At 47.5% G+C, this 16,137-nt stretch carries 15 protein-coding genes; 5 read left to right on the plus strand and 10 right to left on the minus strand.

All coding sequences use genetic code 11. The features are described 5' to 3' along the window. Positions 1-659, minus strand: a 659-nt coding sequence (locus ACX0G9_RS16385) for a hypothetical protein (protein ID WP_459066015.1), incomplete at its 3' end; no start/stop codon positions are given. A gap of 118 nt (positions 660-777) precedes the next feature. Continuing rightward, entirely contained in the window at positions 778-2,124 is a 1,347-nt protein-coding gene (locus ACX0G9_RS16390; RefSeq protein ID WP_459066016.1) for a Gfo/Idh/MocA family protein, read from the minus strand. Positions 2,125-2,303: 179 nt separating this feature from the next. On the opposite strand from ACX0G9_RS16390, the gene ACX0G9_RS16395 reads away from it, so the two are divergent. Continuing rightward, positions 2,304-2,843, plus strand: coding sequence for a GNAT family N-acetyltransferase (locus ACX0G9_RS16395; RefSeq protein WP_459066017.1), 540 nt, complete (start codon positions 2,304-2,306; stop codon positions 2,841-2,843). Positions 2,844-2,849: 6 nt separating this feature from the next. Here the strand turns inward: ACX0G9_RS16395 and ACX0G9_RS16400 are convergent, their stop codons facing one another. Together ACX0G9_RS16400 and ACX0G9_RS16405 are read right to left on the minus strand one after the other, a co-directional pair. Then, positions 2,850-3,515 carry an FAD-binding oxidoreductase gene (locus ACX0G9_RS16400; protein ID WP_459066018.1) on the minus strand — a complete coding sequence of 222 codons (666 nt, stop codon included), beginning with the start codon at positions 3,513-3,515 and terminating at the stop codon, positions 2,850-2,852. A 94-nt stretch (positions 3,516-3,609) separates the two neighbouring features. Continuing rightward, positions 3,610-3,939 (minus strand): YegP family protein, encoded by a 330-nt coding sequence (locus tag ACX0G9_RS16405; protein WP_459066019.1) that lies wholly within the window; start codon positions 3,937-3,939, stop codon positions 3,610-3,612. Positions 3,940-4,068: 129 nt separating this feature from the next. Between ACX0G9_RS16405 and ACX0G9_RS16410 the strand changes: the two genes are divergently transcribed. Continuing rightward, a complete protein-coding gene (locus ACX0G9_RS16410) occupies positions 4,069-5,214 on the plus strand; it encodes a Gfo/Idh/MocA family protein (RefSeq protein ID WP_459066020.1) in 1,146 nt (381 codons plus the stop codon). A 16-nt stretch (positions 5,215-5,230) separates the two neighbouring features. Here the strand turns inward: ACX0G9_RS16410 and ACX0G9_RS16415 are convergent, their stop codons facing one another. The 4 genes from ACX0G9_RS16415 to ACX0G9_RS16430 are packed head-to-tail and all read right to left on the minus strand — an operon-like array spanning position 5,231 to position 7,667. Further along, positions 5,231-5,590 carry a hypothetical protein gene (locus ACX0G9_RS16415; RefSeq protein ID WP_459066021.1) on the minus strand — a complete coding sequence of 120 codons (360 nt, stop codon included), beginning with the start codon at positions 5,588-5,590 and terminating at the stop codon, positions 5,231-5,233. Positions 5,591-5,619: 29 nt separating this feature from the next. Beyond that, positions 5,620-6,195 carry a DUF2589 domain-containing protein gene (locus ACX0G9_RS16420; protein ID WP_459066022.1) on the minus strand — a complete coding sequence of 192 codons (576 nt, stop codon included), beginning with the start codon at positions 6,193-6,195 and terminating at the stop codon, positions 5,620-5,622. Between the two features lie 35 nt (positions 6,196-6,230). Then, complete coding sequence (locus tag ACX0G9_RS16425) at positions 6,231-6,971, minus strand: DUF2589 domain-containing protein (RefSeq protein WP_459066023.1); 741 nt, start codon at positions 6,969-6,971, stop codon at positions 6,231-6,233. A 30-nt stretch (positions 6,972-7,001) separates the two neighbouring features. Further along, the gene (locus tag ACX0G9_RS16430) at positions 7,002-7,667 is read right to left on the minus strand and encodes a glycoside hydrolase family 19 protein (RefSeq protein ID WP_459066024.1); all 666 of its coding nucleotides are present in this window, start codon (positions 7,665-7,667) and stop codon (positions 7,002-7,004) included. Positions 7,668-7,949: 282 nt separating this feature from the next. Between ACX0G9_RS16430 and ACX0G9_RS16435 the strand changes: the two genes are divergently transcribed. Next, entirely contained in the window at positions 7,950-8,486 is a 537-nt protein-coding gene (locus tag ACX0G9_RS16435; RefSeq protein ID WP_459066025.1) for a peroxiredoxin, read from the plus strand. 28 nt (positions 8,487-8,514) lie between these two features. Here the strand turns inward: ACX0G9_RS16435 and ACX0G9_RS16440 are convergent, their stop codons facing one another. Next, positions 8,515-9,069 (minus strand): cupin domain-containing protein, encoded by a 555-nt coding sequence (locus tag ACX0G9_RS16440; RefSeq protein ID WP_459066026.1) that lies wholly within the window; start codon positions 9,067-9,069, stop codon positions 8,515-8,517. A gap of 148 nt (positions 9,070-9,217) precedes the next feature. On the opposite strand from ACX0G9_RS16440, the gene ACX0G9_RS16445 reads away from it, so the two are divergent. Together ACX0G9_RS16445 and ACX0G9_RS16450 are read left to right on the plus strand one after the other, a co-directional pair. Then, positions 9,218-9,703, plus strand: a complete 486-nt coding sequence (locus ACX0G9_RS16445) for an asparaginase domain-containing protein (protein WP_459066027.1) — start codon at positions 9,218-9,220, stop codon at positions 9,701-9,703. 57 nt (positions 9,704-9,760) lie between these two features. Continuing rightward, positions 9,761-12,574, plus strand: a complete 2,814-nt coding sequence (locus ACX0G9_RS16450) for a YncE family protein (protein ID WP_459066028.1) — start codon at positions 9,761-9,763, stop codon at positions 12,572-12,574. Here ACX0G9_RS16450 and ACX0G9_RS16455 read toward each other — a convergent pair whose 3' ends face one another. Then, complete coding sequence (locus ACX0G9_RS16455; RefSeq protein ID WP_459066029.1) at positions 12,575-16,135, minus strand: amidohydrolase family protein; 3,561 nt, start codon at positions 16,133-16,135, stop codon at positions 12,575-12,577. Positions 16,136-16,137 lie beyond the last annotated feature (2 nt).

Here is a 16,137-nt window from a genome sequence, read left to right on the forward strand (position 1 = left end):
ATAAAGACCCACAGGAAGATCATGAGCCCGGAAAGGAAAGCTACCAGGGATTCTTTTATACGAAAGATAAGACAGAGCCCCCCCCCGATCAGCAATACCCCGGCAAAATAAGCCCAGAAAAGATGACCGGGAATCCAGGCAGGGACCAGGGTGGCCACCAAATCCGGATATTGAAAATGAACGATTCCGCAAATAAAAAGAAATAAACCGACAAAAATCTGGCTCACCGGAAGGAGTTTGTTCATCACCCGGGAGTTCACCAATAATTTGCTGAAATGGTTTTCCTGAACGGAAGAATATAATCCGGCCACGATAAAAGCTCCGCCGGTTAGCGCAAGGCCTTTCCCGGCATTTACCCAGATTCCTCCGTTAGTCAGATTGGATCCGGCCAATACCAGGTTCCGCAATCCTGCCCATAAAAAGATCATGATTCCAACAAGTAACCCGGCCAAACGGGGCTTTTTCTCCAGTAAGATGGCCAATCCGGCGATAACAAGAATGCTCCCGGAAAGATAGGCCCAAAGGAGTTTCCCGGGTACGTCTGCCGGCCAGGCAGGAGCCCGGCCTGCTACAAAATCGCCAACGATGAAATTTTGTATACCGAAAACGATAAGGGCGATGGAAAAGAAAATGCGACCTGGCTTAATCAATTTATCCATAGTTTGAGGTTAATCTTTGTAGAAACCATAATTTACAAATCTTTTCCAGATGAATCCGGCATTTTCAACCGTTGGCAACAATCGCTTCAATGCTTGATACTTTTTACTTCAACCGGACCTATGCCTTCGGCTCCCAGCCGGGTTCATAGGTCCGGCTCCAGAACTTTTGTGCTTCCCCGTCATTCAGGATATGTCCGTTCTTCGGATCGATATGCAGATCATGACCAACCCGCCAGGCAATATTACCCAGCTGCATGGACAACACGCTTTTATGCCCCAACTCAACATCACAGTTCGGCAAGCGGCCATTACGGATGGCATCCAGAAAATCTGCCACATGAAGACTGTCCCACCCAAGGCTTGGACTCGTTGTGTTGCGCCCCTGCACGATGCCTGATGATTCCGGGGCTTTTATTTCCCTGACGAACTTACCATTTTGGTCATATATTTTATATTCATCTCCTCCAGTATCCAGGCTTCCGTTTTCGCCGTAGAAGATTACCCCCCGGTCTCCTCCTTCGATCTTTCGTCCGTTGGAACTCCGGCACTCCCACATTAAGGAGATGCGGCCGGGAAAATCCATAGTGACGATCTGGGTATCCGGCGTTTCCCAGGAGTCGTTATACTGATAACGGCCTCCCACCGATCCGATATGAGTAGGAAAATCGACTCCCAACCCCCAACGGGCCAGATCCACCTCATGCGTTCCATTGTTCAGCGCCTCTCCAGTACCCCAGTGCCAAAACCAATGCCAGTTGTAATGTATCAATCCGTCCTGAAATGATTTTCTGGGCGCCGGGCCCTGCCACAACTCATAATTTAATCCGGCGGGAACGGTTCCCGGCTTAAGGAAGGTGGCTTTTCGGTTATTCGTGTACCAGGCTTTGGCAAAGTATACACGCCCGATGATGCCATTTTGCAATTGATCGACTGCTTCCCGGATAATCGGTGCCGAACGGCGCTGGGCTCCCATTTGCACGACCCTTTTGTGTTTGCGGGCTGCAGCCACGGCCATTTCGCCTTCCGCAGGATTATGACTCAGGGGTTTTTCCACATAAACATGTTTGCCTGCCTGGCAACCCATGATCGTAAGCGGCGCATGCCAATGATCCGGGGTAGCAATATAGAGCGCATCGATATTTTTATTTTCCAACACCTTACGGCAATCCTCCTCCGTCCGGGGGACATTGACCTGGCCCGCATCGGCCACTGCTTTCAGCGCTTTGGGCAAGGTCGCGGAATCGACATCGCAAATACAGGCCACTTCCGCGTTTTTATCACCGGCAATTGTTCCGGCCATACTCGTACCCCTTCCGTTCACGCCGATGACAGCCAGGTGAAACCGCTCATTCGCGCCCATGATATTCCGATAGTTTTTGGCAGGCATACTCAGTAAGGAATTGCCAAGGGCCATGCCGGTGGAAGTAATGGCCATTTTTTTTATAAAATCGCGTCGTTTTTCCATATAGAAGAGTCGTTTTTTTGATCAGGTTTTATACTATTCAGATTATATAAGGTCCTGGTTTCATCCGGAAGTTAAGCAAAAAGATTATATTGTATATCGCAAAACAACCTTGTTTATGGCCAAAATGACCCCATTCATAAAAGATATCGCCGTATTCATAACGGAAGGAGTAAAATAATATGAACGAGTATTTGACAAAAGACGGGCGGGCATTTATCATTAGACGACCGAATGAGAATGACGCTGAAGACATTATTAACTATTCAAAAAATCTTTTCGCCTCAACAGACCAGGTATTAACGACACTGGAAGAATATACGATCTCGGTTGGGGACGAGAAAACCTGGATAAATAAGGCCAACCAGCATCCTGACGCATTAACGTTAATTGCTGTGAATAATGACCAGATCCTGGGGCTGCTGTTTTTTTCTCCTGGCAATAAGAAAAAAAATTCCCATGCGGGAGAATTTGGAGTTAGTGTACACCCGGATTTCCAGGGTTTGGGAATCGGGTTATCCTTGTTGGAGAGGTTACTAAAATGGGCAAAAGACAATAAAAATATTGAAAAGGTATTTTTAAATGTTTTTGATACCAATGAAAAGGCGATCAGATTATATAAAGCGCTGGGATTTAAGGAGGAAGGGCGGCACATCAAAGCGATAAAACAAATATCGGGCGAATATGCCGACGTTCTTCAATTTTATATTGATACAAAATGAATGCCCTTATTTTTCGAAAACCACGGCATCGGTTTCGGCGCCAAGACCGGTAAGTGTCGCAGAAATATCCAGGATCATCTGATCAGGACCGCAGATATAGAAATGTTTTTTAAAATCGGAAACATTTTTTTTGAGAAAGATCTCATCGATGCGTTCGTTCCGGTAACCAGAATCTTTCTCTTTGGAGATAAGGAATACTGCCTGGTCACCCAGCATATCCACCAGTTCTTCTTCATAAATGATATCATCGGCGGTTTTATTGGAAAAGAAAAGGGTATTGCCCCCTAATTTGTCTTCTTTATGTAATTCCCGGAGGATGGACAAAAAAGGAGTGATCCCTGCCCCTCCGGCAATAAAATAGCCCGGCCCTTTGTAGGAGATCGCGCCCCATACGTCTCTTATTATAACCTCATCCCCGGGTGCTAACTGGTGTAATTGGTCCGTCACTCCTTTATGGTCTTCATACCGTTTGATCGTGAATTCGAGATAAGGCTGGTCATTCAACGCCGTAAAGGTAAAGGGGCGTAATTGATCCTTCCATCCTGGTTTATTAATAGAAACATCCGTAGCCTGGCCGGGAATAAATTGGTAACCGGCAGGTTTTTCTATCCGAAAACTCTTTACATCATGCGTAACTTTCTTTATAGACAGGATCTTTACGATATACTCCATGGGATCAATGCTGTTTTAAGGACACCGGTTTTTATAATAGCCGTTTTTTAAGCCTTAAAGGTAGGGATAAATCTAAAAAACCTTTGTCTTCTTCTTAAGACTGATCTTCCATAGTCGCATCCGGCGCATTGGTTTTTACAGAGGAGATTCCGTTTTCACGGGCAGATTCGCTCTCATACATTTCACTGCTCCCGATGATCTGGCCGTTTGTTGCTTTTAAATTAAAGTAAGGTTTACCATTGTTAGAAGTCTTTCGATCATACTTGCTGTCATCCGTTGCATTTTTCTTTACGGAAGCTATCCCGTTCTCACAATTGACCTTTGCCGTATACCCTTCGCTGGTGAGGATCACCTGGCCATTGGAGGCCTTGAGGTTAAACTGAAATTCTCCGTTCGCTCTTTTGGAAATGACAAATTTGCCCATAAAAATAAGATTTATTTAAAGATATGCTGTTTTTGTTTAATATAACATGCCTGAATACCTGTTCTTTGCCAAGAATTTAAAATTCCCCGGTTAATCCTTCTTACATTTAAGAAACGTAAAACTTGTCAGATGAACCCTCTATATATTCTTTGGATCAGCTCCCGGAAGACTTTAAATGTCCTGGTCTTTCTTTGTTTTTTTCTTACCGGACGGATTTCCGCTGTGACAGCACAAAAAGTACTACGGGTCGGCGTCGCAGGGCTGTCACATGATCATGTTCATAATGTCATGAACCAGTATAAAAAAGGTCAGGTGATCATTGTCGGTATAGCAGAAGGAGATGAACAACTGATACAACGTTATAAGAAAAGTTATGCCTTACCCGACTCTCTGTTTTTCCCAAACCTGACCGCTCTCCTTCACCATACCAAACCCGATATTGTTCTGGCTTACAATGCCATTGCCGAACATCTGAAGGTGGTGGAAACCTGCGCCCCTGAAGGGATTCCGGTCATGGTAGAAAAACCTCTCGCCACAACTGTTAAAGATGCGGACCGGATTGCGGTCCTTGCCAGGCAATTCCATATTGCCATTCTCACGAATTATGAAACGACCTGGTATAACAGTAATCAGCAGATATATGAACTGGTGAACGATAAACAGGAGCTCGGTGAAATACGTAAGATGGTGGTCCATGACGGTCATCAGGGTCCTAAGGAAATCGGTTGCAGTCCTGATTTCTTAAGCTGGCTGACTGACCCGGTAAAAAATGGCGGAGGCGCCCTGATGGATTTTGGCTGTTACGGTGCCAATCTGATGACCTGGTTAATGAAAGGTAAAGCACCCATTGCCGTCACAGCCATTACCCGTCATTACAAACCAGCCGTGTATCCGAAAGTGGAAGACGATGCCACCATTTTACTGGAATATACCGGCGCCACCGGCCTTATCGAAGCCTCCTGGAACTGGCCTTTCGGCATTAAGGATCTGGAAGTCTTCGGAGCTACCGGTTACCTGCATGCACTGAATGGGAATGCTGTTCAGCGAAGAGATAAAATGACTTATGATTCGGTGACGGTAAAACCCGCCCGGTATAATGATAATATACCCTATCTCGAAGATTTTCTGAGTGGAAGGATAAAGAGCGGAGCGCAATCCGGATCTAACCCCGATCCACAAAACGATCTCTCCTCCCTGGAGAATAACTTAATAGTGGTGCGGATACTGGAAGCCGCCAAAAGGTCAGCCAGCGAAGGAAAACGAATTGTGTTATAGTGGTACCCTGTATTCGTCAAACTACAAATTTCCCCGACAGGTCCTCATCGCCTTGAACCTGTGCATCGAGCTGCTGATAGGCGTTCTCTCTTTTGATGGATATAGTGACCTCAAATTCGCCTTCACCCGGCGGTGTGATCTTCAGCAGGTCTTCCGGAGGAGTTTTTCTGAATAACCTGACCAGAAAGCAGGGCCGGTATCTTTTCAGGGAGAGCCGGATACTGATTTCGGAGATCCCCAGCCCATCGGGCGTCAGATTATACAGATCGGATTTATTATGATAATAGTTCTGCAATAATTTAAAATCCCTGTCAGCCCGGGATACCTGGTCCGTAAAATGCCGGACAAACTCCTCAAAGGGAATGGGTTTCTTCATGTATAGGAAGAATAGGTCAAAAAGAATGTTTACACATTCTTTACCGAAAATGAATTGGTAAGAAAGTCAAGTACCTTGGCCAACCCCTCGGGAACAGGCGCCTGGCTGGCATGTACGGTAATTTCCAGGAATCCGCTCCGGTTCATCGTCGATTCCTGTTTGGAAGTACTGCTGATATGACCGTTCAGACTGACGCTCCACCAGGCCAGGCCTGCCTTGGCAGCCAGATCCGCGCCCTTGTCATTCTGCGTGGAATTGGAGAGAGTCTGGGTCACTTCGTATTTAAAATCTATCGTGAGGCTGTCGATCTTCAGATTGGGAATGGGAAGGATCGATAAGAGCGGGGCGCTCACCGTCACATTCTGGGTGCTTTTTGTACTATCCGTACCGGTAGTTACTTCCGAATTGAAAGATACCATTCTGGGAACTCCTTTCTCATCGATAAAGGAATTGATGAAATCCGAAGTAGCCACCGCAGAAGCCTTTTGCGCCTTAATCGCGGCCAATAAAGGTTGTGCAATAACCGCATCCAGGGGTAAGGCCTGGAAATCCGCACCTGGGAACGCCGTTGGAGCGGGAATTGCCGGAGTTGTACTTGTTGCCATAATATTCGTTTTTTTAAGTAAAGAATCTTGTTATTTTAGGGTGTTTTAGGAGCCGGCGGAGGGGTCTTTATTTCTGCCGGAGGCACCACACTTCCTGTTGGCGGTGACGTATTGATCAGCGTTTGCTGGGTCAGGTGCGTCAACAGGTTATCCAGTGCCGCAGGAAGCGGGCTTTTGGAAACTTTGATGACGATATCGATAGTCGTCTCCTGACTGGATCCGGTTTTAGCCCCCGCACTGGAGGTAATGTTCCCCTTCATACTGATCGGATCCTTGACGAGAAACCAGGGTCTTTTCCCATCCGGATCGTCCCCGTCGGCTATCCTGGAATCCTGGACCTGCTGGTGATTGTCGATATAGGAGATGTTCATCCCGAATTTAAATTCACCCGAATCTATGGCCAGGGAATTAAAAGGGATCAGGGCCAGCGCCGGTATGCTGATATCATATTTTGCGCTGTTCCCGTTATTATCGCTAACAATATGATTGAACGGGATATAAAATGGTTTGTTCCTGTTCTCATCCTGCAGATCTTCCTGCAAAGGCAGCATGGTTTCTTTGTTGATCCGGATATTCGGGTAACCGATCTGCAGGATCAGGTTCAGAAAAGACCTGGCCGCATGGATCTGCGCCTTAAATAAGGCATCCAGCGGAGACAGGATCGCCTGCGAAAGGGAGATCACCGAATCGCTCGCTTTGCCCGGCGTAAAGCCAGGAACATTATCGTTGCCGTCTCCGTTACCTGGTCCTGCTTTGGATTTACGTTCGTTTGCCATGCTGGGATTATTTTTTACGGGTTGTTATAATTATGTCATGATCCCGAATGCTTTTTTCGCCTTGTTATAATATTGAACCCGTTGACTAAGGCCAATATATCCTCCATTGATCCGATGGGTGATCTCCCTGAAATTGCCTGCGTCGGCATAACTGTTCAGGTTATTCGATTTCCATTCTTCGCAGGCGGAAAGCACAGCAAATCTGGCCGTGGAGAGGAGATCGGGATTTGTCAGAAAATCGACATGGGTAAGTAAGGTGATCTTCCGGTAAAAGCCTTTACCGGTGCCGTTAAACCATCCCCTGCCCCGGTAATTATAACCATCGCCGGTTTCCGGAGCGCCATTGCCCATCCGGTTGGCATAAACATTATTGCCCAGTTTTTCCGGTTGATGAGCATAAGGCTGCGCTGCCTCAAGCGTATGAAAACGGCTTGGCCAGACCTGCATGATCCGGGGAGCCGAATAGTTCATGTTCTCCGTCAACTCATGCAATTCTCCGCTCTCATGGGCGCCTTGGGCGATATATGCGGCAATCCTCAGTGGTTTGGTGATTTGGTACAAGGGCAACTGCCGGTTAAACTCCGTATAATAAATACTCAGTGGTTTGGCAGGAGCACCCGGCATGATCTGTTTCAGCTGGATCATGGAAATGCATTCGGCAGTTTCTTTTTTATTTCCGGTCAAAGGTTCATTCATGCGCTTACTGGTTTAGCCAAGTGCCGGCCCGGTTATGCCGGCAATCATTATTTCATAATGGAATGCGTCGAAACAAGAAGGTGTAGAGTAGGAATTTTTAAAGAGATCCAGGGACGGAAAGGCGACAAAGGGAGCGGATAAATGGCTAAACAAATATTTGTCTTTTTTCTTATATTTCAAATACCCACTTTAGGGTATTTATGGTCCGGTTTTTCATCCGGCAACTATTTGCTTACGTAACTGTAATAGACTGTGACATTAAATATATACTAAATTGTCCATATGCTGAAAAAGATACTTACCCTCGGTTATTTACTGCTGTTGGTTTCCACGGTGGTTTCCTGCCAGGAAAATAAAAACAAAGAATTATCTACAGGCGACCTTATCCCAGTCTTTTCATTGCCGGATCAGGACGGGAAAGTCTTTAACAGCGCGGATCATATCGGAAAAAGCAGCCTGGTCATTTTTTTCTATCCCAAAGACGAAAGCATGATTTGTACCAAGGAAGCCTGTAGTTTTCGTGACCGTTACGGCGATCTTACCAGGGCAGGGGCCGTTATAGTTGGGATTAATGGCGGTTCGGTGGCCAGCCACAAACAATTCCAGACCAATGACCGGCTCCCCTACCCTCTTTTGAGTGATTCTGGGAATAAGGTCCTCAAAGCGTTTGGCATACCCAACAAATTTTTTCTGTCTGGTCGTAAGACCTTTGTTGTGGATAAAACAGGAAAGATCGTTTTTACCTACAACTCATCCCTGAAAGGCGCCAAACATGCCGAAGAAGCCCTGGCATTTTTGAAAGAACACCCGGCTGATTGAATTAAGGAACAACCGGCCAAATGAATATTTAAACCAGGTATTTTTTGTAGACTGGTTTATAACCCGACAAATAGGCAATGGGCTTAAGCAGGCTAAATAAGACCTTTTGCACCAGGAAGGGTGGTTTGGATAGACGGAGCACTCTACCAAATCTTCCCGCAGTTAGAGCTATCTGTAGAATGGGCGGCATTCCCGATTCATTTGTTTTACCGTCAACCGCCAGTCCGGTCATTGTTTCCAGTAAGTTTTCCGTATCCATCGCCGGGCGAACCTGCCAGTTGACAATGGTCTTTTCGGTACCGGCATTCCACATCGAATGGACCTGGTTGGACGGAATATGCAAACGGTCTCCCGCCTTCAGCGTTTGCCGGTCTTTCCCATTGATCTTCACAGTAAGTTCCCCTGTAATCACCCTAAAATCCTCTTCCTGGAAGGGGTGGTAATGGGCAACAGGTTCTTTGGACCGGCCATGGTAGGTGGCTTCCATCTCCAGCAATCTTCCTTCCGTATCCCTGCTCGTCTGCAAAAAATGAATATCCTGCTTTGTTACAGGATTGGAAATTATTTTATTTTTATAGGCCATTCTTACAAATTTTTCAATGAGCGAACAAAGTACCAATTGTTATTTCAGTTTTTTTACCGGTTATCCTAATATCTTAACACAAGGGATACAAACCTTGCTAATCCCCTGATTTTCCATATCATGGAAAACCATTATTTTTATCCTTAATATGGCGATCAGAATTTTTGTAACCGGAGGAACTTTTGATAAGGAATATAATGAATTGACAGGGCAGCTCTTTTTTAAGGAGACCCACCTGCCTGAAATGCTGCAACGCAGCAGAAGTACATTGGATGTTACCGTAAGGACCCTCATGATGATCGACAGCCTTCACATGACCGATGAGGACCGCCACCTGATCGCCCATCAATGCAAGGCGGCCGAAGAAGATCAGATCATCGTTACCCATGGTACAGATACCATGGATGTGACCGCCCGCCTACTCGCCGATAAAGTACCGGGCAAAACGATCGTCCTGACCGGGGCCATGATCCCCTATAAATTCGGAAGCTCGGACGGGTTCTTTAATTTGGGCAGCGCTTTGGCCTTCGTCCAGTCACTCTCCCCCGGGATCTATGTATGTATGAACGGCCGTTATTTTACCTGGGACAATGTCAGGAAAAATAAACGTACAGGACATTTCGAGGAATTGTAGAAATCCTCCCTGGTAACCCCGGTAGTTTGCGTATATTTCGGTTTTATTTTTGAAGATATGCGCACTGATTACAGCAAGCCCCTGGCAGGAAACTTTTTTAGCCTGTCACCAAACCGTTTTCGTCTTCTTTCTGCCCTTCCGGTCCTACTCTTTTTATTGATGTCAGCCTCCTCTGGCGCACAAACCTCCGATCAGGGCCTTCCGGGGAAAGTCGCGATCCTGACCGTCCCTGCAACCGATGCCTTTACGCATATTGACTTTACCGGAAAAAGCGTTTTGCCAAGCGGCCGGTACGTTACCCCGGCAGGCAAAACAATACAAATAACCCACGACCCTTTTGGGATGGCCCTTTCCCCGGATGGAAGGACCACGGTCACCCTGCATAACGGGGTTTTCACCATTATCAATAATAGTACCCTGGATCAGATCCGGGTGCCCAGCTATGATGGCCGTATCCTCTCCCCGCTGTCCAAAAGTTCTTTCCTGGGTGTTGCTTTTGCCCCGGATTCCAGGACCATCTTTCTCAGTGGAGGGGATAATGGAGCGGTTCTCATTTATGATATCCGTAATCTTAAGCGGATTGATTCGATCTCCTTAAATGGTATCGTCGATTCTGTGGATTATCAGGACAGTTTTACCTCCGATCTACTTTACAATGAACCGGGTCACGAACTACTGGTCCTGGACAGAGGGAATTTCAGGCTGGTTCGTATTGACCTGCAAACGAAAAAGATCACAGCTTCGATAAAAACCGGGAGACAACCCTTCGGGCTGGCGATCAGCCCCGATCACCAAACGGCTTTTGAAGCAAATGTGGGCATGTATGATTACCCATTGCTGCCTGATCTTACGGAAAAAAATTTTGACAGTTTATTACTCCCCTTTCATCCTTATGGAAACGATACGAAGGAATCCCGGGAAGGGTATACCTGGCATGGCCGAAAGATCCCCGGCGTCGGGGATCCTTTAGCCCCCGAGGCAATGAGCGTGTATGCCATCGATCTTGCCACTAACCGGGTGACAGACCGTTTCAAACCCGGACACCAGATCGGACAACTGGTGGAGGGCGCCGAAGTAGTGGGCGGAGCCAGTCCTAATTCACTGGCGGTGGGCAGCCGGTTCGCCTATGTTAGCAATGCCACCAATGATAATATTTCCGTGATCGATTACAGAAACCATCAGATTGTCGCGCATATCCCTATCCGTGTGGACAGCCTTATCGACCACTACCGGGGATTATTGCCTTTTGGTCTTACGCTGAGCAAGGATGAGAAAACGTTGTATGTCACGTTGCTGGGATTTAATGCTGTCGCAGTGATCGACGTTGAAAGCCAGGTAACCAAAGGATTGATTCCTACAGGCTGGGGACCGGCCAGGGTCCTGTTGAGCGGAGACGAAAAGGACTTATATGTGATCACCTGCCGCGGTTATGGCGCCGGACCCAATGGAGGGAAAAATTTTACAGCCCCGGTACAGGGTACGTATATCGGAGATATTCAGCTTGGTACTTTTCAAAAGATCCCGGTACCCGATGCTTCCCAACTGGCTGCATACACCCGGCAGTCGCTTGACAATACGTTTATCCGGAAGTTTATTGCCGACGATGGAAAAAATCCTCTCCCTCCTTTACAGGGAATCCGGAAAAGCCCCATCCAATACATCGTGTATATCACCAAAGAAAACAGGTCATATGATGAAGTGTTGGGCCAACTGAGCTCAGGTAAAGGTGATTCGTCGCTGGCCCGTTACGGTATAAATGTTTCCATTCAGGAAAAGGATAAAACGCTTGTTCATGTAAACGTAGCGCCGAATCACCTGAAAGTCGCCAGGGAGTTTGCCTTCGCGGATAATTATTATTGCGACAGCGATGCCTCCATTCATGGACATCATTGGATGATGGGCGTCATTCCGAATGAATGGGTGGAAACGAATTCCAGCGTGGATAAAACGGCCATGTTGTTCTCGAAGGCTTCGGGTCGGAGATTCCCGGGTTCGACCGGTAGCATGGACCCTGAGGATTATGCGGAAAGGGGTGGATTGTGGGAGGCAATGGAACGCAGCCATGTCAGCTTTTATAATTTCGGAGAAGCCAATGAAACAGCCCATGTCAGGGAAGAATGGATGGATACGGCTACCGGCGCCTCACATGCGGTCATGGTCCCCATGCAAAAGGCTTTATGGCCCAGGACCAGTCATAATTATGCCGGTTTTAATACGAATATACCAGACCAATTCCGGATGGAACAATTCGAATCGGAATTCACCGAAATGTGGCTCAAGGGACAAACCAAAATGCCTTCACTGATCACGATGCAGGTTCCCAATGACCATACTGCGGGTCCGAGGCCAAAGGACGGTTATCCCTTTCACCATTCCTATGTGGCGGATAATGACCTGGCGGTCGGAAGGATTCTTCATTTCCTTTCCCGGACTCCCTATTGGAAAAATATGCTGGTCATCATCACCGAAGATGATCCGCAGGGAGGGGTCGATCATATCGACGCGCACAGAAGTATTTTATTGATGGCAGGCCCTTATATAAAAAGGGGATATACTTCCCATACACATGCGAACTTCGGGGCTATTCTAAAGACTATCTATACGATCCTCAACGTTCCTTACGTGAACCAATACGATGCAACCGGCTCCCTTTTGCAGGATTTTTTTACGGATAAGCCGGATTTCCGGCCTTATAACCTGGTTTTCCCTTCTAAAGAAGTATTCGATCCCCGGGTCGCTATGAAACGATATCATAAAGATATCGATTGGCGTAAGATCGAAAAGGGGCCGGATATGGACGATGAGAAGGAAGAAAGAAAGAACCATTATCAACGGCAGAAGGTGCAAATAAAAAAAAGCGATCCCGAATAATTATTCTTTTACCCCCGTCGTATTCGACGGTTTCTCAAAGAACCATTCGCTTTTATCCAGAACCCGATTGGCGGGATAGATCTCATTACAGGTATTGCCGTCATACAAACGGCCATTTTTCATGACATAGACAACCGTATTGGTGTTACGGATATTATCCAGGGGGTTTTTATCCAGGATGACGAAGTCTGCCAATTTACCCGCTTTCAGACTCCCCAGGTCCTTATCCAGCCCAAGCCCCGTAGCGCCGAGGATAGTGGCAGTCTTCAACACGTCTATCGGCCGCATTCCTCCCGATTGCATGGCCCACATTTCCCAATGATAGCCAATGCCCTGGAATTCGCCATGGCTTCCGATCCCGGCCAGGCCACCGGCTTCCACCAGGGCCTTCATCGTTCTGGCATGTTTGGGGAAGACCTGTTCCTCGGGCATAAACCAGCCAGCTTTATCCCTTCTGGTTTTGCCGGCTAACTCTTCATAGGGAAAGAAATACTGGACCTTGGCATCGTGATAAGGGTTTTCAGTTTCCCAGAAATAGTTCTCCGCAAATGGTCCGCCATAAGATACGATCAAAGTGGGCGTAACGCACATCTGCGCCTGTGAGATCGATTTGATCAAATCTCCATAAAGCGGGTATACCGGAATCGCATGCTCATGACCGGGATAGCCATCCAGCAAATTGGTGATATTAAGCTTAATGTTCAGACCTCCTTCCGTCGTCGGCATCAACTGCTGATTTCGGGCCGCCATGATGATCCACTCACGCTGCTGGCGGTTGCCCGTCAGGTACATTTTGATATATTTCGTATGAAAGTATTTGCTGTACTGACGCAGGATATCCTCGGCCTGAGCGGAATCCTTAACATTATAATCCCAGAAACCCACTCCGGGGCCGGTGGAATAGATACGGGGCCCTAAGACCTTTCCGGCATCTACCTGATCGCCATAGGTGAGCACATCCGTCGTGGCTGTTTGCGGATCGCGGGTTGTCGTTACTCCATAAGCCAGGTTGACCGCATATTTCCAAACCTGGTTCTTATGAATACCCCATTGCGGCCATAAATGGGCATGCGTATCCACAAAACCCGGCACAATGGTCTTTCCCGTTGCATCGATGATCTTCGCCCCCGAAGGAACGGTCAGTGTTCCAGACCGGCCGATTGCTTTGATCCGGTTGTTCTCCACCAGTATGTCGCTGTTCTCTAATATTTCCTCCCCTTCCATGGTAATGATCCGCGCTCCTTTGAACAGGATGATCCCCTGCGGTTGATCCTTGGCGTAATAGACCTTTATTTCCGTCTCTGCCGCCCTGAACTTCGGCTCTTCTTTTTTCCCGCCTTTTTTGGCCAGGCTATCTGTTTTGGCCTTGGAAATACTATCGGTTTTGTTTTTGACGGAATCGGCCTTTGCCTTCGCCAGGCCGCCCTTACCTGCAGAAGTATCCACTTTAATAGCAGCCAGGGAATCGGCCAGATGTTTCTCCTGTGCCTTTTTGGCGATCTTTATACTGTCGTCAAAAGCTTCGGCGGCATCCACATCAAATATAAAGTGGGCATTTCCCAGACTCCAATGTACTTTTTTGCCATCCGATTCCCAGTAGGGAAATTCTCCACCCAATTCGGTGAGTTTGCGGGCAGGGAATTGGGCCGAGCCGGCATCTGCCAGGGAAATATTGGTCAGTTTGCCGGTCTGGGGAAGAGTGAATACATATATTTCATTATTGATCTGTGCGAAGGCACGTTTACCGGTTGGGGATTCGGTTATGAAACCAGCCGGTGTCGGTTGACTTACTTCAGTCGCCTCCGCATCGGCTTCATTCATCAGGCAATTATCCCCCTGAACGGGTCTGCCGTTTTTCAGCACACTTATTCCAAAGGTCGTGATCCCGGTAACATGTGCCAGTATCTTTTCATCCGTTCCATCCCATTTGATAGAAACCAGGTCACCTTTATCATTATTCAAAAAGATCCGGTCATCCTTTCCCTGGACAAAATGCGGATTAAATCGTTGATTCGCCTTTTCGATCACATGGATCTCGCCTCCGGTGGGAGCCATCCAGCAAAGTTCATCTTCCGCATCGTCATAACCCGGTTCGGTCGAATTCCGGAATTTCTGCGCCCCGCTACGGGTAAAAATAAGTCTGTCGCCTTTATAATTAAATACGGGGTTTTGAAAAAACCCTGCCTGGCTGGTCAGTTTCTGAAGCGCAGGTGTACCGGAAATATTGATCTTGTACAAACTTCCCCCTTCCGCAGACCAGGTTACAAAAACCAGGGATTTTCCATCCCTGCTCCAGTTGGGCTGAGCCTCGGTAAAATCGTTCTTTGTTAACCGCCTTGCTGTGCCGCCCGGATAGTCCATGACATACAAACGATCGAGAACGGTGAAGGCCAGTTTTTTTCCATCGGGAGAAGGAACCGCATCCCTGATCTGTGTAGCCAGCGAAAAAGCAGTATCCACAACCGGATATTTGAATTCCAACCTTGGTCCCAGTTCCAGCTGCATATCCACACTGAAGGGCAGCACTGTGGGAGCGCTGCCGTCAACAGGTATCCGGTGTATCCTGCCTCCGTAGGAAGCGAGCAAAGTCTTGCTGTCGGGTGTGAAAGCCATACCCGGCAAAACGCCCATGGTAGCAATCGATTCCTGGTCATCGCGTTGGACGGGGTAAGCCAGCCATTTTTCATCCCCGGTTTCCAGGTTCCGGATCACCAGGCCTGTCTTATCTTCAAAACGGCTTCCATAGACCAGCCATTTGCCATCTTTGGAAGGCGTCGGCGTAAACCCGGATCCATAGCGGGAGGTGATCACATTGTTTTTTCCATTTTCCCGGTCATAAACGCCGACCTGGTATTGGGGTAACTGCGCATTATAATTCCAGGGACCAATCCTCCGGGAAAAATAGATCAGTTTGCCATCGGGACTAACGGCAGGGTCGATCGTCTTTAAAGTTGGCGGCGCGTCGATCAGTTGGATACCTCCCCCCCCGTTCTTATGGACCATATATAACTGCACCACCATCTTGCCTTTTGAATAGACAATGTAATCGCCGTCTGGCGTCCAGGTGGCACTGGGGAAATTCTGATCTTTTTCTTTGGTCACCTGGAAGGTGTCCTTCTTTTCCAGATCGATCCACCAGAGATTTTCAGATCCACTCCGGTCGGATGTAAAGAGTAATTTTTTTCCATCCGGGCTGAACCGCGGATGCGTATCGAAGGCGATCCCCCTGGTTACAGCAATTGCCTTTCCTCCTTCGGCAGGCATGGTATAAATATCTCCCATCAGATCAAACGCTATGGTTTTACCGTCGGGACTTATATCCAGTGAGGTCCAGGTGCCTTCGGTAGTAGTAAAGTTGATCTTACGCTGGGGCTTTAAGGGTAACTCTTTAAAGTTTTCATATTTTACCCTGACCGTGTCCTTGCCGGTAGAATCGATTGAAAGTGCTGCGTTGAATGAGCCCGCATTAGCAGAAGCTGCAGTAACGTAAATAAAAGTAAGTGTAAAGACAGTTAAGGCCAACGGGAGGAATCGTTTGCTTGGTTTGGTTAATGAATGCATTT

This window comes from Flavitalea flava (assembly GCF_054461575.1).

Bases quoted from the DNA above. Each gene is read 5' to 3' on its own strand.
- ACX0G9_RS16445 (WP_459066027.1), top strand. From the start codon at position 9,218: ATGGCGATCAGAATTTTTGTAACCGGAGGAACTTTTGATAAGGAATAT.
- ACX0G9_RS16440 (WP_459066026.1), bottom strand. From the start codon at position 9,069: ATGGCCTATAAAAATAAAATAATTTCCAATCCTGTAACAAAGCAGGAT.
- ACX0G9_RS16395 (WP_459066017.1), top strand. From the start codon at position 2,304: ATGAACGAGTATTTGACAAAAGACGGGCGGGCATTTATCATTAGACGA.
- ACX0G9_RS16450 (WP_459066028.1), top strand. From the start codon at position 9,761: ATGCGCACTGATTACAGCAAGCCCCTGGCAGGAAACTTTTTTAGCCTG.
- ACX0G9_RS16435 (WP_459066025.1), top strand. From the start codon at position 7,950: ATGCTGAAAAAGATACTTACCCTCGGTTATTTACTGCTGTTGGTTTCC.
- ACX0G9_RS16415 (WP_459066021.1), bottom strand. From the start codon at position 5,590: ATGAAGAAACCCATTCCCTTTGAGGAGTTTGTCCGGCATTTTACGGAC.
- ACX0G9_RS16425 (WP_459066023.1), bottom strand. From the start codon at position 6,971: ATGGCAAACGAACGTAAATCCAAAGCAGGACCAGGTAACGGAGACGGC.
- ACX0G9_RS16410 (WP_459066020.1), top strand. From the start codon at position 4,069: ATGAACCCTCTATATATTCTTTGGATCAGCTCCCGGAAGACTTTAAAT.
- ACX0G9_RS16390 (WP_459066016.1), bottom strand. From the start codon at position 2,124: ATGGAAAAACGACGCGATTTTATAAAAAAAATGGCCATTACTTCCACC.
- ACX0G9_RS16455 (WP_459066029.1), bottom strand. From the start codon at position 16,135: ATGCATTCATTAACCAAACCAAGCAAACGATTCCTCCCGTTGGCCTTA.
- ACX0G9_RS16430 (WP_459066024.1), bottom strand. From the start codon at position 7,667: ATGAATGAACCTTTGACCGGAAATAAAAAAGAAACTGCCGAATGCATT.
- ACX0G9_RS16420 (WP_459066022.1), bottom strand. From the start codon at position 6,195: ATGGCAACAAGTACAACTCCGGCAATTCCCGCTCCAACGGCGTTCCCA.
- ACX0G9_RS16405 (WP_459066019.1), bottom strand. From the start codon at position 3,939: ATGGGCAAATTTGTCATTTCCAAAAGAGCGAACGGAGAATTTCAGTTT.
- ACX0G9_RS16400 (WP_459066018.1), bottom strand. From the start codon at position 3,515: ATGGAGTATATCGTAAAGATCCTGTCTATAAAGAAAGTTACGCATGAT.